Below are 22,553 nucleotides of genomic sequence, written 5' to 3'. Positions count from 1 at the left end.
AATCATCATGCCGCAAAAAGGCCCGCCGTCGGACGACGGCGGGCCTTTTTGCTGGTACTCGCGAATAAACGAATCAGGAAGCCAGCTGGCTGCAACCCCGAATATCGGAGTTGTCGAGGCGGCCCAGCACCTCGAAGGAGCCGTCGGGGTGGCGGCGGCCCAGGTCGCGGGTTTCCAGGAAAGCGCAGCTATCGATATTGGCCAGATCGACCACATTGATGGCGCCGGCCGACCGCTCGAAGCTGGGGCTAAACGGGTCCGTCGGCTCGCGCAGCAGAATTTGCAGGGCCGGCGGGGCGTAGAACCGGCCGTGCCCGGGGCTGTAGGCCTGCGAGAGCAGCTCCGTCATGCCGTACTCGGAGTGAATAACCGCTTGGCTGAAACCTGCCATCAGCTCGGCGTGCAGCTCCTCGCGGATCATCTCGCGGCGCCGGCCCTTCATGCCGCCGGTTTCCAGCACGGCGTCGGGCAGGGGCAGCGCGGGGTGGTCGGGGTAGGCAGCCAGCAGATCGAGCAGGGCGTAGGTCACGCCGATGAGCATCAGCTTCCGCGCGGGCTGCTCCCGTTTGGCCTGCTGCATGGCCGCCAGCAGGGCGGCGTGGTTGCGCAGGAAAAACGCCGTCGACTGGGGCTGCCCGGAAGCACGCACGAAGTACTCCACCATGTCGACCAGCGAGGATTCGCCCTGCTCCAGGTACGAGGGCAGCAGGGCCAGAAACGTCCAGCCCGTGAGCGAGCCGTACTGCTGCTCGAAGATGCGGGCGGCGTGCCGGTGGTACAGCGCCGGGTCGCGCACGAGGTGGCGGCTGCGCTGCTGCTGGGTGGTGCCGCTGCTGCGAAACACCTGCGCGGGCGGCCACGCGTCGCCCGGCTCGGCGGTGACGACGTCCTGGGTTTTGAAGAATTCGATGGGCAGAAACGGCACCTCGAGCAGGCGCTGCACCTGCGCGGGCCGGCAGCCCAGCGCCTGCAGCCACTGGCGGTACGGGGCGCAGTGCGCGGCCTGGTGCCGAAACAGGCGCAGGGCCAGCGCCTCGGCCGTGGCGGGCGTCAGCCGGTCGAGGTCAGACAGGTAATCGGTGCGGAAACTCATTGCGGAAAAACCGGGTTTGGAAAGAGCATAACAAATGCGGCCCTTGCGCGTTCAGAGGATATTAATGCGTACTTTTTGCCGCCGGATGTTGCTCACTCCAGCCTACCCTGTTCCTATGCTGCGCACACGTCTACTTTCGGGCCTGCTCACCGCCGCCGCGGCCCTGGCCGTTCTGGCCTGCGAGCCGGCGCCTACTTACCCCAACGAACCGTCGATTGAGTTCAAGAGCATCCGGGCCGAGCGCGAGGACAAACCCTCGCCCGAAACCGATGTCAACCGCATCTTTGTCACGCTCAACTACAAAGACGGCGACGGCGACCTGGGCCTTTCCGACGACGACAAGAAAGTGGCGCCCTTCAACGCCCCGCCGTACAATTTCAACTACTACGCGACCATGTACGTGTACAACACTACGAATCGGCAGTTCGAGCGGGACCTTTCGTTCAACGGGGCCTTCGGGCGCATGCTGGCCGTCGACGCTAAGTCGCAGCCCATTCGCGGCGAGCTGACCTACGAAGTCAACAACGGCAACGGCTTCCCGATTAACTACCCCCAGTACCGCCCCGGCAACAAGGTCAAATTCGAAATCTACGTCTACGACCGCGCTCAGCACAAAAGCAACGTCCTTACCACCGAGGAGCTGGTGCTGCCTTAACCCGCCGCTTCCCGCGAACTTAAACCGCCCCGCCATCAGCGTAGCCGATGGCGGGGCGGTTGCGTTTCCGGCCGCGGGCCGGGCCTAGTAGATGTTCGGAAACTGCTCCGGCGCGGCTTCCTGCAGCAACTCGTACACCACGTCGAACACGTCCTCGGCGTTGGGCTTCGAGAAATAGTCGCCGTCGGAGCCGTAAGGCGGGCGGTGGGGCTGGGCGGCCAGGCAGCGCGGCTGCGCGTCGAGGTAGCGGTAGCCGCCCTGCTCGTCGAGCACCTGCTGCAGCATGTAGGCCGAGGCGCCGCCGGGTACGTCCTCGTCGGCGAAGACCACCCGGCTGGTTTTCTGCAGCGACTCCAGAATCACGCCTTCGCGGTCGAAGGGCAGCAGGGTCTGCACGTCGATGACCTCGACGGACACGCCCACCTGCTCCAGCTGCTTGGCCGCGTCGAGCACGATGCGGCACATCGAGCCGTAGGTGACCACCGTCACGTCGGTGCCCTGGCGCAGCACCTCGGGCACGCCCAGCGGCACCGTGAACTCGCCCACGTTGGCGGGCAGGCGCTCCTTGAGGCGGTAGCCGTTGAGCGGCTCGATGACGATGGCCGGGTCGTCGCCCTTGAGCAGCAGGTTGTAGAAGCCGGCGGCCTGGGTCATGTCGCGGGGTACGCAGAGGTACATGCCGCGCACGGCGCCCAGAATCATCTGAATGGGCGAGCCGCTGTGCCAGATGCCTTCCAGCCGGTGCCCGCGGGTGCGCACGATGAGCGGGGCTTTCTGCCCGCCCTTGGTGCGGTACTGCAGGCAGGCCACGTCGTCGCTCAGGATCTGGATGGCGTAGAGCAGGTAGTCGAGGTACTGGATTTCGGTGATGGGCCGCAGCCCGCGCAGCGCCGCCCCGATGCCCTGGCCCACGATGGTGCACTCGCGGATGCCGGTGTCGGTGATGCGCAGCTCGCCGAATTTCTCCTGCAGGCCGGCAAAGGCCTGGTTCACGTCGCCGATACGGCCCACGTCTTCGCCGATGGCAAACACGCGCGGGTCGCGGCTGAACATGGCGTCGAAGCAGGCCTGCAGCACCTCGCGGCCGTCCACCTGCGGGGCGTCGTCGGCGTACTCGGGCTTGACTTCCTCCACGTGCAGGGCCGCGTCCTCGCTCTGGCTGTGCAGGTGGGAGTTGTAGCGGTCGGCGTTGTCGGCCAGGGCCTGCTCGTGCCAGCGGCGCAGCTCGGCGCGGCCGAAGCTGCGCTTCAGGTCGCGCACCTGGCGCAGGGCGCGGCGCACGGCCCGCATCAGGTCGGCGCGGATGGGCGTCGGGTTGTGCTCCAGCTGGTGAATTAGCTCGTGCAGCTCGTTTTCGCGGCCGGCTTCGGTGGCCAGCTGGTTGAGCAGCTGCACCACTTCGTCGCGCTCCTGCTTGATGGGATTGAAGAAGGCTTCCCAGGCGGCGGCGCGGGCCTGGCGCACGGTGTCCTTGGCTTCGTTTTCGATTTGGTCCAGCTCGGCCTCGGTGGCGTGGCCTTCCTGCAGCAGCCAGAGGCGCAGCTGGCGCAGGCAGTCAAACTCCTGCTCCCAGCCCAGGCGGTCCTTGCTCTTGTACCGCTCGTGCGAGCCGCTGGTCGAGTGGCCCTGCGGCTGCGTCAGCTCCGTCACGTGGATGAGCACCGGCACGTGCTCCCGGCGGCACACTTCGGCGGCGCGCTGGTAGGTATCGACCAGGGCGGCGTAGTCCCAGCCCTTCACCACGAAGATTTCGAAGCCCTGCTCGCCCGGCGCGTTGCGCTGGAAGCCCATCAGGATTTCGCTGATGCTCTGCTTGGTGGTCTGGTACTCGGCCGGCACCGATATGCCGTAGTGGTCGTCCCACACGCTCATCAGCATCGGAATCTGCAGCACGCCGGCGGCGTTGATGGCCTCGAAGAACATGCCCTCCGAGGTGCTGGCGTTGCCGATGGTGCCGAAAGCTACCTCGTCGCCGTTGCGCGAGAACTGCGCGAACTGGTGCAGCTCGGGGTTTTGGCGGTAGAGCTTGGAGGCGTAGGCCAGGCCCACGAGGCGGGGCATCTGCCCGCCGGTGGGCGAAATGTCGGCCGAGGAATTCTTGCTGGCCAGCTGGTCTTTGAACTGCCCGTCCTCGTCGAGGATGCGGGTGCCGAAGTGGCCGTTCATGGCGCGGCCGGCGGTGCTGGGCTCGGCCTCCACGTCGGGGTGGGCGTAGAGCTGGGCGAAGTACTGCTGCAGGGTCAGCTCGCCGGTGGCGAGCATGAAGGTCTGGTCGCGGTAGTAGCCGGAGCGCCAGTCGCCGGGGCGGAAGGCGCGGGCCATGGCCAGCTGCGGCAGCTCTTTGCCGTCGCCGAAGATGCCAAACTTGGCCTTGCCCATGAATACTTCTTTGCGGCCGGTGAGCGAGGCTTGCCGGCTTTCCCAGCCGAGGCGGTAATCGCGGAGCAGCTCTTCCTTGCTAAGCGTGGCGGCGGCCGAAGCTACGGCCGAGTCGGCGGTGGACATGCAGTGGATACTGGGGGAATAGATTGGGGGAGCAGACGCCCGGTGGGCGGGGCGGCCTGACCGCACGGCAGGCAGGCAAAAGTACGCAAAACGAGCGTTAGGGTACGGCGCCCGCCCCGCTCGTGTGCATTGGCCGCCGGTTATGGTTATATTTGCTGGGGCCGGCGGCGCGGCGTAGCTTGCCCGCGGCCTCTCAGCCCGGCGCTGTTTTTGCGGGCTGGCTTCCGCTGATTCTCAACTTCTCCGCTATGGTGCGCAACATCTTTACTTCTCTGCTGGGCCCGCTGGCCCTGGTGCTTCTGACCTCGGTGGCCGCGGCCGCGCAAGGCGTGCTCACGTTCACCGAAACCGCCCACGACTTCAAAAAAGTGGCCGAGGGCGCCCTGGCCACCCACGAGTTCAAGTTCACCAACACCGGCAACCAGCCCGTGGTTATTGCCAACGTGCAGGCCAGCTGCGGCTGCACCACCCCGGACTGGACCAAGACGCCGGTGCTGCCTGGCAAAACCGGCTTTATCCGTGCCGCCTACAACAGCGCCGGCCGCCCGGGCCAGTTCAACAAAACCGTGACGGTGACCAGCAACGCCAAGGACGCCTCCCTGGTGCTCAGCATCAGCGGCACGGTGGTCGACAAGGGCGAGATGACCAAGACCTACTCGCCGGCCGAGCTGGCCAAGTCGCCCAAGCTCACGCTGGACCGCGCCGCCCACGACTTCGGCAAGATGGAAGCCGGCCAGCAGCCCACAGCTCGCTTTACGGTGAAAAACACCGGCAAAACCAACCTGGAGCTGAGCCCCATCACCTCCAGCTGCTACTGCGTGACGGTGAAGAGCCTGCCCAAGGCGCTGAAACCGGGCGAGTCGGCCACGCTGGAGCTGCAGTACGCCCAGCGCCAGGTGGGCCAGATGACCGACGTGGTGACGCTGCACTCCAACGACATCACCGGCTCGGACCCCAAGATTACCCTGAAAGCCAACATCGTGCAGAGCCTTACCCAGCAGAGCATGCTGAAGGAAGGCAGCGCGGCCGTGCCGTTTAAGTAGGCCGCTGGCTGCCGGCGGTTTTCGGCGCCGCCGGCCGGTGAACGATTCAGCCCGTTGTTCCTGGGCCGTTACGCTGAACTCTTTCCCGCTGATTCTGACGCGCATTTGAATTTTCCTGCCAGTTTTGATGCCACGGCCGCCGGTCGTGGCATCATTTTTTAAGGGCGCAGCTTACGCGCCCCGGCGCTCTGCTCCTCTTCTCTCAACAAGCTTCAGCTATGCGTTTTTCCCTACCCGCCCTGCTCCTGTTTTCGGCGGCGCTGCTCGGCGGCTGCGCCCGCAACGTCCGCTCGCCCCGCGTCACGCCGCAGTACGGCCTGCAGGTGCGCGTGAGCCTGCCCCCCATCGCGCCCGGCACCGACCTGGAAGGCGTGCGCGCCACCGTGGAGCTGGTCAATCAGAACGACTTGCCCTTCGTGGTATCGGACCCGGCGCAGACGCAGGCCTGCCTGCCGGTGGTGTGGGTAAACGGGCAGGCCCTGCCCTGGGAGCTGCACATGCGCCGCGGCAAGGACCAGCGCATCACGGTGCCGGCCCACGGCAGCGTCACGCGCACCTACGAGCTGCCCCTGAGCCGCTTCGGCGGCCCAACACGGCCCCAGTCGAAGGCCGATTACCAGCTGCAGCTGTTTTACCACCCGCGGGTGTATTCGCCGGCCGGCAGCTTCGCGCGGGTCATCGAAATTCCGAGCAACCGGTACCGATTCTAATGCGGCTGGGCACCAGGATACAGCCGCGTAGCAGCGCCGTACTGGTCGTTTAGAGCGAGCATAAATACACCGAAGCGGCAGCGCAGCGACACCCTTCCGCGCGGAGAGGTGCCGCTGCGCTGCCGCTCTATTTTCTTCTAAGCCAACCGGACTACCAATATGGCGCCGCTCCGCGGCTGTGGTCAGGCGCCGCCGAAACATCTGAGCAAGCCGCTGACTTGCTGCTGTTACAACGAGTTGGCCGCCGCTCAGCCCCCACAAACTAACTGTTGTTCGCCCGCCCGCGCGAAACCTTGCCTATATTTGCCGGCGTTTTCCCCGTCAACCCATCCCAGCATTTTTCCCATGATCATCGGCGTTCCGAAGGAGATTAAAAACAACGAAAACCGAGTGGGCGTGACGCCGGCCGGTGTAGCTGAGTTCCGCAAGGCGGGCCACACGGTGTACGTACAAGCCAGCGCCGGCCTCGGCAGCGGCTTCTCCGACGCCGAATACGAGCAAGCCGGCGCCCAGCTGCTGCCGACCATCGAAGAGGTGTACGCGCAGGCTGAGATGATCGTGAAAGTGAAGGAGCCGATTTCGGAGGAGTACGGCCTGATCAAGGAAGGTCAGCTGCTGTTCACCTACTTCCACTTCGCTTCGTCGGAAGAGCTGACGCACGCCATGATCGAGCGCAAGGCCACCTGCCTGGCCTACGAGACGGTGGAACTGCCCAACCGCTCCTTGCCCCTGCTGGTGCCGATGAGCGAAGTAGCCGGCCGCATGGCCCCGCAGGAAGGCGCCAAGTACCTGGAGAAGCCGCTGAAAGGCCGCGGCATCCTGCTGGGCGGCGTGCCCGGCGTGCGCCCCGCCGAGGTGCTCATCCTGGGCGGCGGCGTGGTCGGCACCAACGCCGCGAAAGTGGCCGCCGGCCTCGGCGCCCAGGTGACCATCATGGACATCAGCCTGAACCGCCTGCGCGAGCTGGACGACATCATGCCCAAGAACGTGGTGACCCAGTACTCCAACGACTACAACATCCGCGAAGCCATCAAAACGGCGGACCTGGTTATCGGCGCCGTGCTGATTCCGGGCGCCAAGGCCCCGCACCTCGTCACCCGCGACATGCTCAAGGACATGAAGTCGGGCGCCGTGGTGGTGGACGTGGCCGTGGACCAGGGCGGCTGCATTGAAACCTGCACCCCCACGACCCACGAAAACCCGACCTTCATCATCGACGACGTGGTGCACTACTGCGTGGCCAACATGCCCGGCGCGGTGCCCTACACCAGCACGCTGGCCTTGACCAACGCCACCCTGCCCTACGCCCTGAAGCTGGCCAACCTGGGCTGGCGCGAGGCCTGCACCCGCGACGCGGCGCTGCGCTTGGGCCTGAACGTGGTGAACGGCGAGGTGGTATACAAAGGCGTGGCCGAAGCCTGGGGCCTGGGCCTGACCAACGTGTCGAAGGTGCTGGACTCGGCGTACGTAGCCTAACTTCAATTGATAATTAAGAATGAAGAATTAACAATTGCTGTTTCGGCGTCTGCCCGATTCAATAATTAATTCTTCATTCTTAATTGTTAATTACTCAAAGCCTTCCCGCCCAATTGTGGCCGGGGAGGCTTTTTGCTGAACTGCTTTCCTTTTGCTTATGAAAGACATTACCTACATCGGGGAGCCCGTATCCGACGCGGCCACCTTCAAGCTGCTGCCGTTTGATATGCAGTCGTTTATGCTGCAGAATAACGGCTTGGTGGCGTACTACGGCGCGCTGCACATCCGCGGCTGCTGCAAGGAGCCGCTCTGGCACAGCATCCGCGAAACCTGGGACGGCCCCAACGCTTTCTGGCGCAACTACCGCAACGTGAAGCGCTCCGACCTGCCCTTCGCCGAGGACGCGGTGGGCAACCAGTTTCTGATGCGCCGCGGCGAGGTCATCTTCCTGGACGCGGAAACCGGCGAAATCCAGCCCCTGGGCGTCAACTTCTCCGGCTTCATCGAGGGCGTGCAGCGCTTCCCCGACAAGGCCCTGGACCTGGGCCCGGTGGGCCAATTCATGGAATACGGCGCCCTGCTGCAGCCCGGCGAGCTGCTGGCCATCTACCCGCCGGTGTGCGTGAAGAGCGAGGACGAAAGCTTCGAGCTGACGCGCATGCCCACGGAGGTGCGCCTGCACTCCCTGGCCCACCTCTACAAGCAGATCATCAAGCTCAAGCCCGGCCAGCAGATCCGCCTGCGCAAGGACTACTAGTGGTGATTTGGTGAGCTGGTGAACTGGTGAGTTCGACATTCGACACACCAGAACATCACTCACCATTTCCCTATTTCACCATTTCACCTTAATGCCCTCTCCCCTGCTTTGGCTGCTGCTGCGCCGGTTTTCGCTGCTGCTGGCGGCGTACCTGCTGCTGCGCCTCGGGTTCTACGCGGCCAACTACGGCGCTTTCGCGGAGGCCTCGGCGGGGCAGACGGCGCTGGCCTTCTGGCACGGCTTCCGGTTCGATTTGTCGGCGCTGCTGCTGGTGAACGTGCCGTTTATCCTGCTCTCGTTCGTGCCCTCGTACGGGCGGGGCTGGCAGCAGCTTCTGCGCGGGCTGTACCTGGTGCTGAATGCGCCGGGCCTGGCCCTGAACATCATCGACAGCCAGTACTTCAAGTTCATCGGCCGGCGCACCTCCGACGAGCTGTTCACCATCACCGGCGACATTGAGCGGCAGGCCGGGCAGCTCGTCGGGCACTACTGGTTTCTGCTGCTGCCGTTTCTGCTGCTGCTGGGGCTGCTGTGGTACGGCTACCCCATGCCCGGCGCGGCGCCCGCCCCCAAGCCGCGCCCGGCACTGTGGCGCATGGCCTGGGCCATGGCGGAAGTGAGCCTGGTGGCCGCGCTGGCGGTGCTCGGCGTCCGTGGCGGGCTGCAGCTTAAGCCCCTGCGCCCCGGCCACGCCTTCGTGCAGACGCCGCCCGCCCTCGGCCACGTGGCCCTGAACAGCACCTTCACCTTTATCAAGAGCATCGGGCAGAAGACGCTGGAGCGGCCCGCGTACTTTGCCTCGGCGGCCGAGCTGCAGCGGGCCCTGGCGGCCCACTACCCCGCCCCGCGGCCGAACCCGACGCCCGACAACGTGGTGATTCTGCTGGTGGAAAGCTTCGCCTCGGAGTACAACGGCGTCGAAAACCCTGGCCAGCGCAGCTACACGCCGTTTTTCGATTCGCTGGCCACGAGCCCGGGGGCGCTGCTCATGCGCGAGCATTACGCCAACGGGCAGCGCTCCATCGAGGCCTTGCCGGCGGTGCTGGCGGGGCTGCCGGCGCTGATGGAGTCGGCCTTTATCACCTCCAACTTCCAGACCGACGAGCTGCACGGCCTGGGCGAGCTGCTGGGCCGCCGCGGCTACGCCACTTCCGTCTTTCACGGCGCCCAAAACGGCACGATGGGCTTCAACGTGTTCAGCGGCAAGGCGGGCGTGCAGCAGTACTACGGCCTGGAAGAATACCCCGGCGGCACCCAAAGCCCGGATTTCGACGGGCACTGGGGTATCTACGACGAGCCCTACCTGCAGTATTTTGCCGGGCAGCTCGGCCGGCAGCGGCCGCCGTTTTTTTCCACGGTCTTCACGCTCACTTCCCACGACCCGTTTCCGGTGCCGCCGCAGTACCGGGGCCGCTTCCGGCCCGGCCCGCTGGAAATTCACGCCTCCATCGAGTACGCCGATTACGCGCTGCGCCGCTTTTTCCAGACGGCCAGCCGGCAGCCCTGGTACCGCAACACGCTGTTTGTGCTGTTGGCCGACCACACTTCGCAGAGCCAGGCGCCCACCTACCAGAACCTGCTCGGGGAGCATAAAACGCCGCTGCTGCTCTTTCACCCCGGCCGCCCGCTGCCCCCGGCCGACGCGCACCGCATCACCCAGCAGGCCGACGTGCCCGCCACCGTGCTCGACGCCCTGGGCTTCGGGGCCGACAGCCGGCAGCTGCTGCCCTTCGGCTACTCGGTGTTCGATGGGCAGGCACCCGGCCGGGCTCTGTTCCTCTCCAACGGCGCGCACTACCTCGTGCACCACGACTACGTGACCGAGCTGACCGCCGATAATCAGGTGCGCCTCTACCCCTACCGCACCCACCAGCTGCCCGCCCAGCCCCTGCCCAACCCGCCGGCCGCCAAACTGCAACAGTACGGCGACGAGCTGCGGGCCGTGGCGCAATACTTCACCACCGGCCTGCTCGACAACTCGCTGTACCGCCAGCCGGCGCCGTAGCTTTTAGCTTTAGCTGTGGTCTTCGGCGGTCAGCTCGGCCTGAATGGCGCGGATTTCCTCCCGGTCGATGGGCTTGTGGATGAGGCCGCTCACCAGGTCGTAGGTGCGCGCCTTCTCCATGTCCGACAACGCCAGGGACGAGGTGAGGATGTAGATGTGGCACTGGCCCAGCAGGCGGGGGCGGTGGGGCGCCAGAGCTTCGAGAAAGTCCCAGCCGCTCATCACGGGCATGTTCAGGTCCAAGAAGATGACGCGGGGCGGCACGGGGGCCCGCAGCAGCTCCACCAGCGCGTCCTCGGCCGATTCGTAGGTGCGAATCTGGCTGGCAAAGTTTTCCAGCCTCAGCAAGGCTTCGGTCAGGTAATTACCCAGGGAGTCGTCGTCGATCAAATAAATCGTCATGCGGCGGGCAAGCGGAACTGCAACGTAAAGGTAGTACCCTGACCGACTTGGCTCACTACGGTCACGCGGCCGCCCATCGATTCGGTGTGCGCTTTCACCAAAAACAGGCCGATGCCCCGGCCGGGCACCGCCTTGTTGAAGCGCTGGTAGAGCTGAAAAGCGTCGGTGCCGGTCCGGCCGGCGTCGAAGCCGGCGCCGTTGTCGGCCACGCGGAGCGTGACGAAGTCCTCGGCGGGCGGCTCGGCGCTGATAATCACGCGCAGGGCGCGCTGCGGTGCCCGGTACTTGATGGCGTTGGCCAGCAGGTTGTAGAAGATGCTGTGGAAGTAGGCCCGGCGGCCCAGCACGCGCAGGCCGGCCGGCAGCTCGTTGTGGATTTCGCCGCCGCAGTTGGCCAGGTCTTCCACCAGCAGATCGGTGACTTCGCCCAGCACGTCGGTCAGCGCCACGGGCTCGGGCTCGGCCAGCAGGGCCTGGCCCCGCACCGACAGGATGGTGTTCAGGTCGCGCAGCACCTCATCGACGCGGCGCAGGCTGGTGTGCAGGTGCTCGATGGCCTGCCCGAACTCGGGCGCGCCGGGCTGCAGGCGGCTCAGCAGCCCGGCAAAGCCCGTGGCGTTGGCCAGCGGAGCGCGCAGGTTGTGCGACACGACGTAGGTGAACTGCTGCAGGTCGGCGTTGTGCTGAAACAGCTCCTGGGCCAGCTGCTGCTGCCGCCGCTCGGCCTCCTTGCGCTCCGAAATATCCTGCATGGCCCCGATCATGCGTACGGCTTGCCCCGCGGCGTCGCGCAGCAGGTAGCCGCGGTCGAACACGGCGGCCCAGCTGCCGTCGGCGCGCTGAAAGCGGTATTCCTGCTGCCAGCGGGTGCGCGCGGTGTGCAGGGCCGTGTGGCGCAGGTCGTCGACGGTGCGCGGCGCATCCTCGGGGTGTACGTGCCCCGACCACTGGTGGAAGGGCGTCGGGTTTTGGGCGAGGTGGTAGCCAAACAACTCCTCGAAGCCTTCGCCCCAGAAAAGCGTGTCGGCGGCCACGTCCCAGTCGTAGAGCGCGTCGGTGGTGGCCTTGAGGGCGTAGCGAAACCGCTCGTTGCTGTCGCGCAGGGCGTGCTCGGCCTGCTGCTGCTCGGTTAGGTCGTGCACTACGCCCACCAGCTGGCTGCACTGCCCGCGGGCGTCGAACACGGGTTTCACGCTCACCTCGCCCACCACCCGGCCCGAGGGGTAGTCCGAGGTTTCGACCCAGCGTACGGGTTGGCCGGTTTGCACGGCCTGCTGGTAATGACCCAATACCAGGCTCAGCGAGGGTTCGGGAATGACCTCGGTCACCAGCTTGCCCACCACCAGCTCGGGGCTGAGCCCGGTGATGCGCGTGAAGGCGTGGTTCACGAACTGAAAGCGGTACTGGCCGGAGCCTTCCACCTTCAGCACGAAAATCACGTCGGCAATGGTTTCGAAGATGATGGAGAGCTGCTTTTCGCGCTCCTGCACGGCCGCCGCGGGCAGCGCGCCGGCCGGGCGCACCAGGGCCCCGGTGCCGGCCGCGGCCGTGGGGTGCAGCGGAAACATGGTGAGGGCAAACCGCTCGTAGCGGCCGGCCGCCGTGCGCAGGGGCACTTCGCAGGTCAGCGTTTCGCCGCCGAGGCCGCGGCGCAGCACCGGCAGTGCGGCCGCGGCCGCCGCGGGCTCGACCAGTGCCAGCAACGATTGCCCGGGCAGGCCGGCTGGCAAATGGCCGGTCAGGGCCGCAAAAGCCTCGTTGCCGTGCACGAATTCGCCCTGGCCGTTGAGGTAAACCAGGGCGGCCGGTGGCGCCCCGAGGGGAGTGACGTCGCTTTCGACCATAAGCGGGGGTGCAGTGGTTGCGGCGGCACCTAGCCGGAAGGTAGCCGATTTTGGCGCTGATTGGCCTCCGCTGGGCACAAAATAATCCCGCCGGTCCGTGGTTCGGTACCAATCCGGCACCCTACCACGCCAGCCGGGCCCGGCAGTCGGCGCAGAGCCGCGCCCGCGTGCGGTCGACGGTGGCGCCCCGGCCGCGGGCGTCCTGCATCACGCAGGTAGCCAGGCCCGAGCGGCAGTGCGGCAGGCTCAGCAGGTGGCCGATTTCGTGCAGGCTGACTTTGCGCAGGCGGTCGGCGCGGCCCTGCAGGCGGAAGGTGGACACCACGCCGGCATTGCCGCCCAGCTCATTGGCCAGCCCGAACACGCCCCAGTGCGGCCGCCGCGGCCCCTCCTCGATTTCCACGTCCCGGGTCGTCAGCGCCAGGATTTTGCCGTCGGTGCTGTCGGGCAGCAGCGCCTGTAGCTGCTCCAACACCAGGCGGGCGCGGTGGCGGTGGCGCACCGGGCAGAGGCTAGCCGGGCGGTGGCGCTGCACAGGCAGCAGGCGCACCGACCGGCCGTAAAACGCACCGATAGCGCGTTGGACCATTGTCACTTGCGCCGGCGTTACGCCCTCGAAAGCGGTGAGGTACACCACCTCGGGGCCGCGCCGGCACCCCGTGGCCGCGCCGAGCAGCAGCGCCGTGAGCAGCAGCCGAACCAGCATGGGTTACTGCGGCCGGGCCACGGCCAGCAGCTCCAAGGCTTCGGCGTAGGTGGGAATGAACGTGAGGGCCTGGGTGGTGCGCGCCAGCGGGTGCACGCGCCAGCAGTAGTGCTGCACGCCGTTGGTCACCAGCATCAGCGGGGCGCCCACGGTCTGGTTGTAGGTGGCAATCTGCATGGTCACGGCCGGCGTCAGCGGCACCGCGGCGGCTTTGCACTCCACCAGCAGCAGGGGCTGGCCGTCGGGGCCGAGGGCGTGCAGGTCGGTACGCTTGCGGCGGGTGTTGTAGGTGTGGCCGCGCTCCAGGCTGAGCAGGCCGCGGGGGTAGCCCAGGTGCTCCACCAGGTAATGGACCACGTGCTGGCGCACCCATTCCTCGGGCGTGCACACCACGTGGCGGCGGCGCAGCGCGTCCCAGATCAGCAGATTTGCGCCGGATTGCGTAAGTTTGTGGGCGAAAGGCGGCAGGTTCAACGCTTGCATCACCTCCAAAGGTACGGCACAAGTCAGGCTCCTGCACCCGCTTTTCGCTTCGCAGAGCCGTCGTTCAGCACATGCACGACGGTTTTTTTGTACCCAATTAGCATTGCTTCATTGTTGAATTGTCAAATTGCTGGCTGTTCTGTAAGCCCGCACCTAAACTTCAACTAGTCAACAATTTAACAATGCAACAATCCAACAATTTAGCCAAGACCCCTTCCCACAATACATGAAAACCAAACCAGACATCGTCAAGAACTGGCTGCCACGCTACACGGGCGTGCCGCTGGAGGAGTTTGGCCAGTACATCCTGCTGACCAACTTCATCAACTACGTGGAAATGTTTGCCCAGCAGTTCGGCGTGCCGATTCGCGGGCTCGACAAGCCCATGCAGACGGCCACGGCCAATGGCATCACCATCATCAACTTCGGCATGGGCTCGGCCATGGCCGCCACCGTGATGGACCTGCTCTCGGCCATCAAGCCCAAGGCGGCCCTGTTTCTGGGCAAGTGCGGCGGCCTGAAGCACAACACCCGCGTGGGCGACCTGATCCTGCCCATCGCCGCCATCCGCGGCGAGGGTACGTCGGATGACTACCTGCCCCCGGAAATTCCGGCCCTGCCCTCCTTCCGCCTGCAGCGGGCCGTGTCGTCGATGATCAAGAAGCACGAGAAGGACTACTGGACGGGCACGGTGTACACCACCAACCGCCGCGTGTGGGAGCACGACGAGGGCTTCAAGGACTACCTGCGCCAGATCCGGGCCATGGCCGTGGACATGGAAACGGCTACCATCTTCGTGGTGGGCTTCGCCAACGAAATTCCCCACGGCGCCCTGCTGCTGGTGTCGGACGAGCCGATGACGCCGGAGGGCGTGAAAACGGCCGAAAGCGACAAGAAAGTCACCTCCGATTACGTTACCTCGCACCTGCAGATCGGCATTGAGTCCTTGCTGGAGCTGAAAAACTCGGGCGAATCGGTGAAGCACATGCGCTTCGAATAGGCCCGCGCCTGCCGGAGCCGCGTGGTACTGAACGCGGTTTTTGTTGGCTGATTTACCGCAAGACCTCGGCAAAATTGCCGGGGTCTTGCTATTTTTGCCGTTCTCTCGTCAGCCTGCTCATGCCCACGTCCGACTACCTCACCGTCAACTACGACGCCGAAACCGGTGTGCTCACCGGCCGCTGGCAGCGCATGGTGATGCCCTTCGAGCTGGGCCGCGGCTACGCCCGCCTGCTCGACGTAGCCACCAAGCACCTGTGCCGCTACTGGCTGATTGACACCTCCCCGCGCCGCGTGGGCCTCGACGCCGGCGACGTGCAGTGGATGCGCGAGGAGTTTTTGCCGCAGCTGCCGGCCACCCTCGGCGGCATCACCTACCTGGCCCTGCTCATGGCGCCGCACCAGCTGGCCGGCGCCCTGGCCGACCTGCGCATTGCCGACCTCTCGCACTACGACCGGCGCCCCTACCAGCTGGCCCGCTTCACCAGCGAAGCCGAGGCCCGCCGCTGGCTGCAGCTCTGCGCCAGCCACGACGCGGCGGTGGCCTAGGCGGCAAATCAGGCGGGGCAGTACCTTCGCCGCATGATTCGCCCGCTCCGCCTGCCGCGGCTGCGCCAGCTCTGGCTGCCGGCCGCCCTTCCCGCCCTGCTCCTGGGCCTCACGGCCTGCCCCAGCGCCCGGCAACCCGCCGATTTGCTGGTCTACAACGCCACCGTTTACCCCGTCGATTCCACCTTCAGCAAGGCCGAGGCCCTGGCCGTGCAAAACGGCCGCGTGGTGTTTGTGGGCAGCGCCGCCGAGGCTCGGCGGCGCTACCAGGGCCAGGCGGAAGTCGACGCCCGGGGCAAGTTCATATACCCCGGCTTCTACGACGCGCACTGCCACTTCTACCGCTACGCCCTGGGCCTGCGCGACGCCGTGCTGGTGGGCACTACTTCCTGGAACGACGTGCTGCAGAAGTTGCGCGCCCAGCGCCGGCAGTACCCGCAGGCCCGGTGGCTGACGGGCCGCGGCTGGGACCAGAACGACTGGGCCACCAAGCAGTTCCCCACCAAAGACTCGCTGGACCGGCAGTTCCCGGACGTGCCGGTGTTCCTCATCCGCATCGACGGGCACGCGGCGCTGGTCAACCAGAAGGCGCTGGACCTGGCCGGCGTGACGGCCCGCACGCCCATCAGCGGCGGCGTGCTGGAAAAGGACGCCCAGGGCCGCCTGACGGGGTTGCTGGTCGACAACGCGGTGGATCTGGTGTCGGCCAAGATTCCGGAGCCCACGCCCGCCGAAGCCGGCAAGCTGCTCATGCAGGCCCAGCAGGAGTGCCTGGCCCTGGGCCTGACCAGCCTCGCCGACGCCGGCCTGGAGCCCGCCCAGATTCAGCGCATTGATTCACTGCAACGGGCCGGCAAGCTTAAGTTGCGCCTCGATGCCATGATCAGTGCCTCGCCGGCCAACGTGCGGTACTACCTTAAGCAAGGCCCTACCCGCACCGACCGGCTTACCGTCAACTCCTTCAAGGTGTATGCCGACGGGGCGCTGGGCTCCCGCGGGGCCTGCCTGCTGCACCCGTACGCCGACCGGCCCAAGCAGACGGGCTTTCTGCTTTCCTCGGTGCAGGAGTACCGCGCCTTGGCCCAGCGGCTGGCGGCCAGCCCCTTCCAGATGAACACCCACGCCATCGGCGACTCGGCCAACCGCCTGCTGCTCGACATCTACGGCGAGGTGCTGCGCGGGCAGACGGACCGGCGCTGGCGCATCGAGCACGCCCAGGTGGTCAGCCGCCCCGACGTGGCCAAGTTTGCCCGCTACGGCATCGTGCCCTCGGTGCAGCCCACCCACGCCACCTCCGACATGTACTGGGCCGGCGAGCGGCTGGGCCCGGAGCGTCTGAAAATGGCCTACGCCTACCAGGATCTGCTGCGCGCCACCGGCCGCCTGGCCCTGGGCTCCGACTTCCCGGTGGAGTACCTAAACCCGCTGTTCGGCTTTCACGCCGCCGTGGCCCGGCAGGACAGCAAGAACTTCCCCAAAGGCGGCTTTCAGCCCGAAAACGCCCTCACCCGCCAGCAGGCCCTGCGCGGCATGACCGAGTGGGCCGCCTGGGCTGCCTTCGAAGACGATAAGAAAGGCACGCTCACCCCCGGCAAGTGGGCCGATTTCGTTATTCTGGACCGCGACATCATGACCGCCCCGGCCGCGCAGCTGCGCGACGCCAAGGTGCTCGGCACTTTTATTCAGGGGGAAAAGGTGTTTGGGGCGAAATAGCCCGGCCGGCACTGTTCCCAAAGCGCCAAAATCCGATTCTTCGGTTGCGGTATGCCAGCTCTAGGGCAAAGGCCAGAAATACAGCTGTCGGCTGACGTACTTGACCTTGCCAAACTGCAGCGCAATGCCACTTCCTCCTGCACTACGCACTACCGCCATTAGCCGCCTGCTGACTTCTGCCGCCAGTGCCGGATCGGTAATGTTGAGTGCCTGCCACAGCTCGACCTGCCCGCGCTTGTTCAAGCCCAGTTCCAGTTGCAGGGCCTGACCTGCCAGGTCCTTGACCAGCCGCCGACGCAGCGGTTTCAGGGCGGCCTCCTGCAGAAACACGCCACCGGCCGGGCTGCCCAGCTGCACCACCGAGGTCAGCCGTACCGTCTCTACCTGTTCGGGTGCTGCGGCCGAAATGGTCAGCGCCTTCGCCCAGTCCAGCGCTACGGGAATGACGGTGGGCACCGGCTGCCCCTTGTAGCGGTACGGTGGCTGGGCGGGCCCCTGGCGCAGCAAGGTTTTGAGCGTAGTGGCCTGCGGCTCCGGCACCGGGCTGTTAAGCACCACGTCCCGAATGCTGCCGTCGGCGTTGAGCAGCAGGCCAAAGCTCAGGTCGCGCGGCGGAGCCGGCAGGGTGCGCAAAGCCGGTTGCTGCAGGCCCGCCACCACGTAGGCCAAGTACTCCGGCGTCGGGTACCGGTAGCGGGTTTCGTCGGAATTATAGAAAATCGGTTCCTGAGCCCGGGCGGGCGCAGCGGTCAGCAGCCATAGCCCTACGAGAAGCCCAGCTGCCCGGAAGCGGCAAGTGAAACGAGACAACATGCGGGAACAACAAAGCAATACCCGGCTGGAACGTGGATTCCCGGCCGGGTATTGCGCTTGTCAACGGGGTACTCGGTAGCCCGCTCTACTGCTCGTCGGCGGAGGGGCCGTAGATGCTGGGCACCGGGATGTCGAGCAGGCGCAGGTACACGGAGAGCTGCCCGCGGTGGTGAATCAGGTGGTTGAGCACCAGGGTGCGCAGCACGCGGGTGCGGGGCATGGTTCCCACCACCCGCTCGCCGACGCGCATGGTCCAGGGGCCGTGCAATTGCTCGTCCTCCACTGCCGCTACGGCTTGCTGCACGCTGGCCGCGGTGACGTCGAAGCGGCTCAGCAGCTCGTCGGTGGTGGTGGCGGCGGTGGGCCACTGCACGGTGGTCATGTCGGTTTCCGGGCCCTGCAACGAGAGTTCGAGGAAGGCCGTCAGGTTGGCCATGTGCCAGGCCAGCTTGCCAATGGGCATGGACTTGGGATGCGGGCGCCAGTCGAACTGCGCGGTGGGCACGCGCTCCAGCAGGCGCCGGGTCAGGTACAGCTCCTGCTTCAGCTCGGCGGCGAAGGCCGTTTGCAGGGTGGGTTGTTCGGTAACGGTGCTCATGGGGAAAGGGGAAAGGACGTTCAGCCACCCGCCCCGGGCGGGGCGCATGGCGGGCGCAAGTACGGCGGGAATAACGAAAAAGCCCCGCGACATTCTTGTCGCGGGGCTTTTTCGTTGCAATCGAAGGGTTTACTTCACCGAGGCCGGCATCCCGATGTTGGGCGTGGCCGGCGGCGGGGCCAGCACGTCGGCGTCGCCGGTGGGCACCTGGTCGCGCAGCTTCTTGCCGCGCAGCGTGAGCAGGAACAGCAGGCCCAGGATGAAGAACACGATGAGCGAGAGGATGCTGTTGCGCATCGAGCCGGTAATCTGGGCAATGAGGCCAAACACGGCCGTGCCAATCACGATGCTGAGCTTCTCCGTCACGTCGAAGAAGCTGAAGAAGGCGGCCGTGTTGGGCGTGTTTTCGGGAATAATCTTGGAATAGGTGCTGCGCGACAGGCTCTGGATGGCGCCCATGGTGAGGCCGATGACGGAAGCCAGGGCGTAAAACGACCAGCCCGCCTGCACGAAATACCCCGCCACGCAAATCAGCATCCAGATAAACACCGCCCAGCTCAGGGCGCGGGTGTTGCCGATGCGCTCGGAGAGCTTGGCAAACAGCCAGGCGCCCAGAATGCCCACCAGCTGCAGCAGCAGAATGGTGGTAATCAGGGCGGTGCTTTCCAGGTGCAGCTCCTTGTCGCCGAAGATGGTGGCCACGTACATCACCGTCTGCACGCCCATGTTGTAGGTGAAGTAGGCCAGCAGAAAGCGCTTGAGGTTGGGCAGGTGCTTGAGCTGCGCCCACACCTTGCCCAGCTCGTGGAAGCCGTTGAGCACCCAGCCCGCGTCGGAGGTGGCGGCGCCGGCGGCCCGGCCGGGGTCCTTGGGCAGGGTGGCGAAGGGAATCTGGGCGAAGCCGGCCCACCAGATGCCCGTCAGCAAAAAGCCGATGCGGGTGGCCTGCCCGGTTTCGAGCCCGAAGGTTTCGTGGCCCATGATGAGCGCCAGGCAGATGACCAGCAGCAGCACCGAGCCGATGTAGCCCATGGAAAAGCCCCGGGCCGACAGCGAGTCGTACTTTTCCTCGGAGCTGATGACGGGCAGGTAGCTGTTGTAGAACACGATGGAGCCCGAGAAGCCCACCGTGGCGGCAATGAAAATGAACGTGGATACGACCAGCGTGGACTTGTCGAACCAGTACAGCGCGGCGCAGGAAATGGCCCCGAGGTAGCAGAATATCTGCATGAACAGCTTCTTGCGGCCCGAGTAGTCGGCCAGGGCCGTGAGGAAGGGGCTGACCAGGGCAATGAGCAGGAAGGCGGCCGAAATGGCGTAGGTCAGCAGCGAGGAGCCGGGCACCTCAAAGCCCAGAAAGCGCACCACATCGGTTTCCGGGCTCAGCTCCTTGGTGACCGAGCCCCAGTAAATGGGGAAGATCGAGCTGGTGATGACCAGTGGGTAGACGGAGTTGGCCCAGTCGTAGAACGTCCAGCCGCGGGTGATGCGCTTGTCGTCCTTGGGTACGCTTTCAAAGCCCGAGTCGGCGGCGGGCGCGGCGGCAGTGGTCATGTAGCTCGTGGGGGGTGAGGGTTGGCAACGGGCAAACTACGCAGAATCGGGGCAGGCGGTGGTTCACGAGTTGGCAAATGCGTGAAGTTGGTGTCCCGTCGCCGCGAAGCGGCAGCGGTTTTGGCCCAGAATCAGGGCGTAGAGACGCAACCCGGCGTCTGGTCATTGAACGATCTAGGCCCGGGCGGTCCGGGCGGCGCGGACGAGGAGCAGCAACTATGCCTCTCCACAGGCCCGCCAGGCGGCGGGTGCCAAAAATAACGGGCCTGCGGGTAGCGGCAGGCTCGTCGGCAGTTTTTCCGGACAACCTGTCCTCCGGGGCAGACGATAGGAATGGCCGTTTGGCCGCGCTGGGGGGCTGATTACGTCCGGGGCCGGTCCCAAAACAGGACACCGGGGCGGCGCGCGGGGGGCGAGGGCGGTCCTGCCCCAAGCCTTTCGAATCACCTTACGGACAGAGGGTTCTATAGCCGGTTACGCCATTGGGCTTGTCGCGGGATGCAAGTACCAAAATGGGGTTGCCCGCGGCCGGTTGTTTTGGTGGGCAGCCCGTATAGCCGGTACCCTCGTCCTGCGCCCATGCCCCATCCGTCCCCTGCCGCCGACCCCGAACCTTCGCTTCAGGCGGAAAACGACGCCTTACGCGTGGAAATCGGCGAATTGCGCGCCCAGCTCGCCGCGGCTCCGGAGCCCCCGGCGCAGCCCGATCAGTATGCCCAAAGCCAGGCCCGTTTTCGGACCGTGTTCGAAAATGCCCCGCTCGGCCAGAAAATCATCACCCCGGACCTGACCATTCGCCAGGTCAACCAGGCCGTGGTGAACATGCTCGGCTACGAGCAGCCCGCCGAGCTTGTCGGGCGCAAAATCCTGGAGTTTGCTCACCCCAGCCACTGCGCCGACTGGCAGGAACTGCAAACGCGCCTGTGGCAGCACAAGCTGCCGGCCTTCTCGCTCGAAACCTGCCTGGTGCGCGCCGACGGGTCCTCCTTCTGGTGCCAGGTACACTCCGTGCTCTTCCCCGACGACGGGGCCGAGCTGGGCTATACCATCCTGGAAGACATTTCCGAGCGCAAGAGCCTGGAAGCCTCGCTTAAGCGCGTATACGACGCCCAGGAAACCATCCTGCAGCTGGCCACCCACGACCTGAAGGGCCCCATCGCCCAGATCGAGCTGCTCGCCGACCTGCTGCAGCGCGAAGTCAGCAGCCGCAGCGGGCAGGGGCCGCCCCCGCCCGAGATGGTGCATTACCTGGACCTTATCCAGGCGGCCTGCTTCCGCGCCCGCAGCCTGCTCGACGACGTGCTCTACGTGGGTGACCTGGACCAGAACGGCCTCGAAAAGCGCCCCACCGACCTGCACGCGTACCTGGCGGCGCAGGCCGAGCTGCACCAGTTGGAGGCGCGCACCAAGGGAATAAACCTAGTGCTGGACCTGCCGGCCGAGCCGGTGCACGTCCGCCTGCACCCCGACAAGTTCGGCCGGGTGATAGGCAATCTGCTCGCCAACGCCCTGAAGTTTACCCCGGCCGGGGGCACCGTGACCCTGGGCCTGCGCCTGGAGAAGGGCAAACCCCGTTTTATGGTCCGGGACACCGGCATCGGCATTCCCGGCAAGCTCCACGCCCAGCTGTTCGACAAGTTCAACCCTACCCGCCGCGCCGGCCTGCACGGCGAAACCACCACCGGGCTGGGCCTCTTCATCGCCCGCCAGATCGTGGAGCTGCACGGCGGGGCCATCTGGCTGGAAAGCCAGGAGCAGCAGGGCACCTCCTTCTTTATCGAGCTGGCGTAGCGTCGGGTGCTTGCGCGGCGTCCGGAGGCCGCCAGTCCGCAACCGACCGAGAGCATGCCCGGCTGACACCCGGCGCCATGGCCGTTGGCGGACCGGGGACGGGGCATCGCGACGCGTACTCGCTACGCCTTCCTACGGTTCGCGCGTTGGCGTCTGGGGCCGCTCAACGACTCCGCACCGTCAAGAGGCTTGCGTAACGGGCTCAGGGCATTTGCCGAAGCCTGACCAAACCAGGGTTATACCTCGGGCGCCTCCCCTAGCAGCTGCTGGTACTGCTCGGGCGTGTCCACGTCGAGGGCGGCGGCGGGGAAGGGCACCACGGCCAGCTCGTCGCCGAGGCGCTGCAGCAGCAGCTTGGCGCCGGCGGCGGCGGGCAGGGCCAGCAGCTGCGGCCACACCAGGCGCCCAAACACGGCGGGCACGCCCACGGTGGCGGCGTAGCCGGTGGCCACGGGCAGCCCGCTCTGCTGCCACGCGTGCAGCAGCTCGCGCAGCAGCGCGGCGGTGACGAGAGGCTGATCGGTGAGCATGACGAGCACGGCCGCCGCCTCGGGGGCGGCGTCTTCCACGGCCTGCACGCCCACCCCGATGGAGGTGCCCAGGCCGGCTTCCCACACGGCGTTGTGCACCAGCCGCACCGGCAGGTCGGCTACTTCAGCGGCCAGCTCCTGGTGCAGGGCCCCGGTGACGATGATAACCGGCTGGCAGCCGGCGACCAGGGCGGTTTCGGCGGCGCGGCGCAGCAGCGTGCGGCCTTGGTAGGGCAGCAGCTGCTTGGGCTGGCCCATGCGGGTGGAGGCACCGGCGGCGAGGAGCACGGCGGGAATGGGCGGGGTGGTCATGCGAGGAGGCGCTGA

The 22,553-nt window shown here is 66.2% G+C and carries 20 protein-coding genes; 10 read left to right on the top strand and 10 right to left on the bottom strand.

Annotated elements, in window-relative coordinates:
• Positions 1-73: 73 nt before the first annotated feature.
• Complete coding sequence (locus DLM85_RS01455) at positions 74-1,093, bottom strand: acyl-CoA synthetase family protein (protein WP_111476291.1); 1,020 nt, start codon at positions 1,091-1,093, stop codon at positions 74-76.
• A 115-nt stretch (positions 1,094-1,208) separates the two neighbouring features.
• On the opposite strand from DLM85_RS01455, the gene DLM85_RS01450 reads away from it, so the two are divergent.
• The gene (locus DLM85_RS01450) at positions 1,209-1,748 is read left to right on the top strand and encodes a hypothetical protein (protein ID WP_111476290.1); all 540 of its coding nucleotides are present in this window, start codon (positions 1,209-1,211) and stop codon (positions 1,746-1,748) included.
• 84 nt (positions 1,749-1,832) lie between these two features.
• On the opposite strand, the gene DLM85_RS01445 is transcribed toward DLM85_RS01450, so the two are convergent.
• Positions 1,833-4,253 carry an alpha-ketoacid dehydrogenase subunit alpha/beta gene (locus tag DLM85_RS01445; protein WP_111476289.1) on the bottom strand — a complete coding sequence of 807 codons (2,421 nt, stop codon included), beginning with the start codon at positions 4,251-4,253 and terminating at the stop codon, positions 1,833-1,835.
• A gap of 248 nt (positions 4,254-4,501) precedes the next feature.
• On the opposite strand from DLM85_RS01445, the gene DLM85_RS01440 reads away from it, so the two are divergent.
• From DLM85_RS01440 to DLM85_RS01420, 5 genes are all read left to right on the top strand, one after another.
• The gene (locus tag DLM85_RS01440; RefSeq protein WP_111476288.1) at positions 4,502-5,296 is read left to right on the top strand and encodes a DUF1573 domain-containing protein; all 795 of its coding nucleotides are present in this window, start codon (positions 4,502-4,504) and stop codon (positions 5,294-5,296) included.
• A gap of 218 nt (positions 5,297-5,514) precedes the next feature.
• The gene (locus DLM85_RS01435; protein WP_111476287.1) at positions 5,515-6,006 is read left to right on the top strand and encodes a hypothetical protein; all 492 of its coding nucleotides are present in this window, start codon (positions 5,515-5,517) and stop codon (positions 6,004-6,006) included.
• Between the two features lie 345 nt (positions 6,007-6,351).
• Positions 6,352-7,482, top strand: a complete 1,131-nt coding sequence (ald, locus tag DLM85_RS01430) for an alanine dehydrogenase (protein ID WP_111476286.1) — start codon at positions 6,352-6,354, stop codon at positions 7,480-7,482.
• A 157-nt stretch (positions 7,483-7,639) separates the two neighbouring features.
• Positions 7,640-8,239, top strand: coding sequence for an SMI1/KNR4 family protein (locus DLM85_RS01425; protein ID WP_111476285.1), 600 nt, complete (start codon positions 7,640-7,642; stop codon positions 8,237-8,239).
• A gap of 91 nt (positions 8,240-8,330) precedes the next feature.
• Entirely contained in the window at positions 8,331-10,244 is a 1,914-nt protein-coding gene (locus tag DLM85_RS01420; protein ID WP_111476284.1) for an LTA synthase family protein, read from the top strand.
• A 9-nt stretch (positions 10,245-10,253) separates the two neighbouring features.
• Here the strand turns inward: DLM85_RS01420 and DLM85_RS01415 are convergent, their stop codons facing one another.
• From DLM85_RS01415 to DLM85_RS01400, 4 genes are all read right to left on the bottom strand, one after another.
• On the bottom strand, positions 10,254-10,646 hold the full coding sequence (locus tag DLM85_RS01415; RefSeq protein WP_111476283.1) for a response regulator: 393 nt from the start codon (positions 10,644-10,646) through the stop codon (positions 10,254-10,256).
• Positions 10,643-12,490, bottom strand: coding sequence for a sensor histidine kinase (locus DLM85_RS01410; RefSeq protein WP_111476282.1), 1,848 nt, complete (start codon positions 12,488-12,490; stop codon positions 10,643-10,645). The genes DLM85_RS01415 and DLM85_RS01410 overlap by 4 nt, the downstream gene beginning before the upstream one ends.
• Before the next feature lie 121 nt (positions 12,491-12,611).
• Positions 12,612-13,196: an archaemetzincin gene (locus tag DLM85_RS01405; protein ID WP_207890940.1), complete on the bottom strand. Its 585-nt coding sequence runs from the start codon at positions 13,194-13,196 to the stop codon at positions 12,612-12,614.
• Positions 13,197-13,199: 3 nt separating this feature from the next.
• Positions 13,200-13,679 carry a type I restriction enzyme HsdR N-terminal domain-containing protein gene (locus DLM85_RS01400; protein ID WP_111477467.1) on the bottom strand — a complete coding sequence of 160 codons (480 nt, stop codon included), beginning with the start codon at positions 13,677-13,679 and terminating at the stop codon, positions 13,200-13,202.
• Between the two features lie 226 nt (positions 13,680-13,905).
• Between DLM85_RS01400 and DLM85_RS01395 the strand changes: the two genes are divergently transcribed.
• The 3 genes from DLM85_RS01395 to DLM85_RS01385 all read left to right on the top strand — a co-directional run bounded on the left by DLM85_RS01395 (position 13,906) and on the right by DLM85_RS01385 (position 16,940).
• Complete coding sequence (locus tag DLM85_RS01395; RefSeq protein ID WP_111476281.1) at positions 13,906-14,679, top strand: AMP nucleosidase; 774 nt, start codon at positions 13,906-13,908, stop codon at positions 14,677-14,679.
• A gap of 119 nt (positions 14,680-14,798) precedes the next feature.
• Positions 14,799-15,227: a hypothetical protein gene (locus DLM85_RS01390; RefSeq protein WP_111476280.1), complete on the top strand. Its 429-nt coding sequence runs from the start codon at positions 14,799-14,801 to the stop codon at positions 15,225-15,227.
• Positions 15,228-15,260: 33 nt separating this feature from the next.
• Complete coding sequence (locus DLM85_RS01385; protein WP_111476279.1) at positions 15,261-16,940, top strand: amidohydrolase; 1,680 nt, start codon at positions 15,261-15,263, stop codon at positions 16,938-16,940.
• A gap of 60 nt (positions 16,941-17,000) precedes the next feature.
• Here DLM85_RS01385 and DLM85_RS01380 read toward each other — a convergent pair whose 3' ends face one another.
• From DLM85_RS01380 to DLM85_RS01370, 3 genes are all read right to left on the bottom strand, one after another.
• Complete coding sequence (locus DLM85_RS01380; RefSeq protein ID WP_133256833.1) at positions 17,001-17,573, bottom strand: hypothetical protein; 573 nt, start codon at positions 17,571-17,573, stop codon at positions 17,001-17,003.
• Positions 17,574-17,838: 265 nt separating this feature from the next.
• Entirely contained in the window at positions 17,839-18,351 is a 513-nt protein-coding gene (locus tag DLM85_RS01375; protein WP_165821969.1) for a DinB family protein, read from the bottom strand.
• A 129-nt stretch (positions 18,352-18,480) separates the two neighbouring features.
• The gene (locus tag DLM85_RS01370) at positions 18,481-19,905 is read right to left on the bottom strand and encodes an MFS transporter (protein ID WP_111476276.1); all 1,425 of its coding nucleotides are present in this window, start codon (positions 19,903-19,905) and stop codon (positions 18,481-18,483) included.
• A gap of 579 nt (positions 19,906-20,484) precedes the next feature.
• Between DLM85_RS01370 and DLM85_RS01365 the strand changes: the two genes are divergently transcribed.
• The gene (locus tag DLM85_RS01365; RefSeq protein ID WP_165821968.1) at positions 20,485-21,696 is read left to right on the top strand and encodes a PAS domain-containing sensor histidine kinase; all 1,212 of its coding nucleotides are present in this window, start codon (positions 20,485-20,487) and stop codon (positions 21,694-21,696) included.
• Positions 21,697-21,932: 236 nt separating this feature from the next.
• Here DLM85_RS01365 and DLM85_RS01360 read toward each other — a convergent pair whose 3' ends face one another.
• On the bottom strand, positions 21,933-22,538 hold the full coding sequence (locus DLM85_RS01360) for a nucleotidyltransferase family protein (protein WP_111476274.1): 606 nt from the start codon (positions 22,536-22,538) through the stop codon (positions 21,933-21,935).
• Positions 22,539-22,553 lie beyond the last annotated feature (15 nt).

This window comes from Hymenobacter edaphi, from assembly GCF_003258365.1.
In the GTDB taxonomy this organism is placed as follows: Bacteria; Bacteroidota; Bacteroidia; order Cytophagales; family Hymenobacteraceae; genus Solirubrum; species Solirubrum edaphi.
Note: the sequence above shows the minus strand (reverse complement) of the source record. Positions and strands in the feature narration are given on the sequence as shown.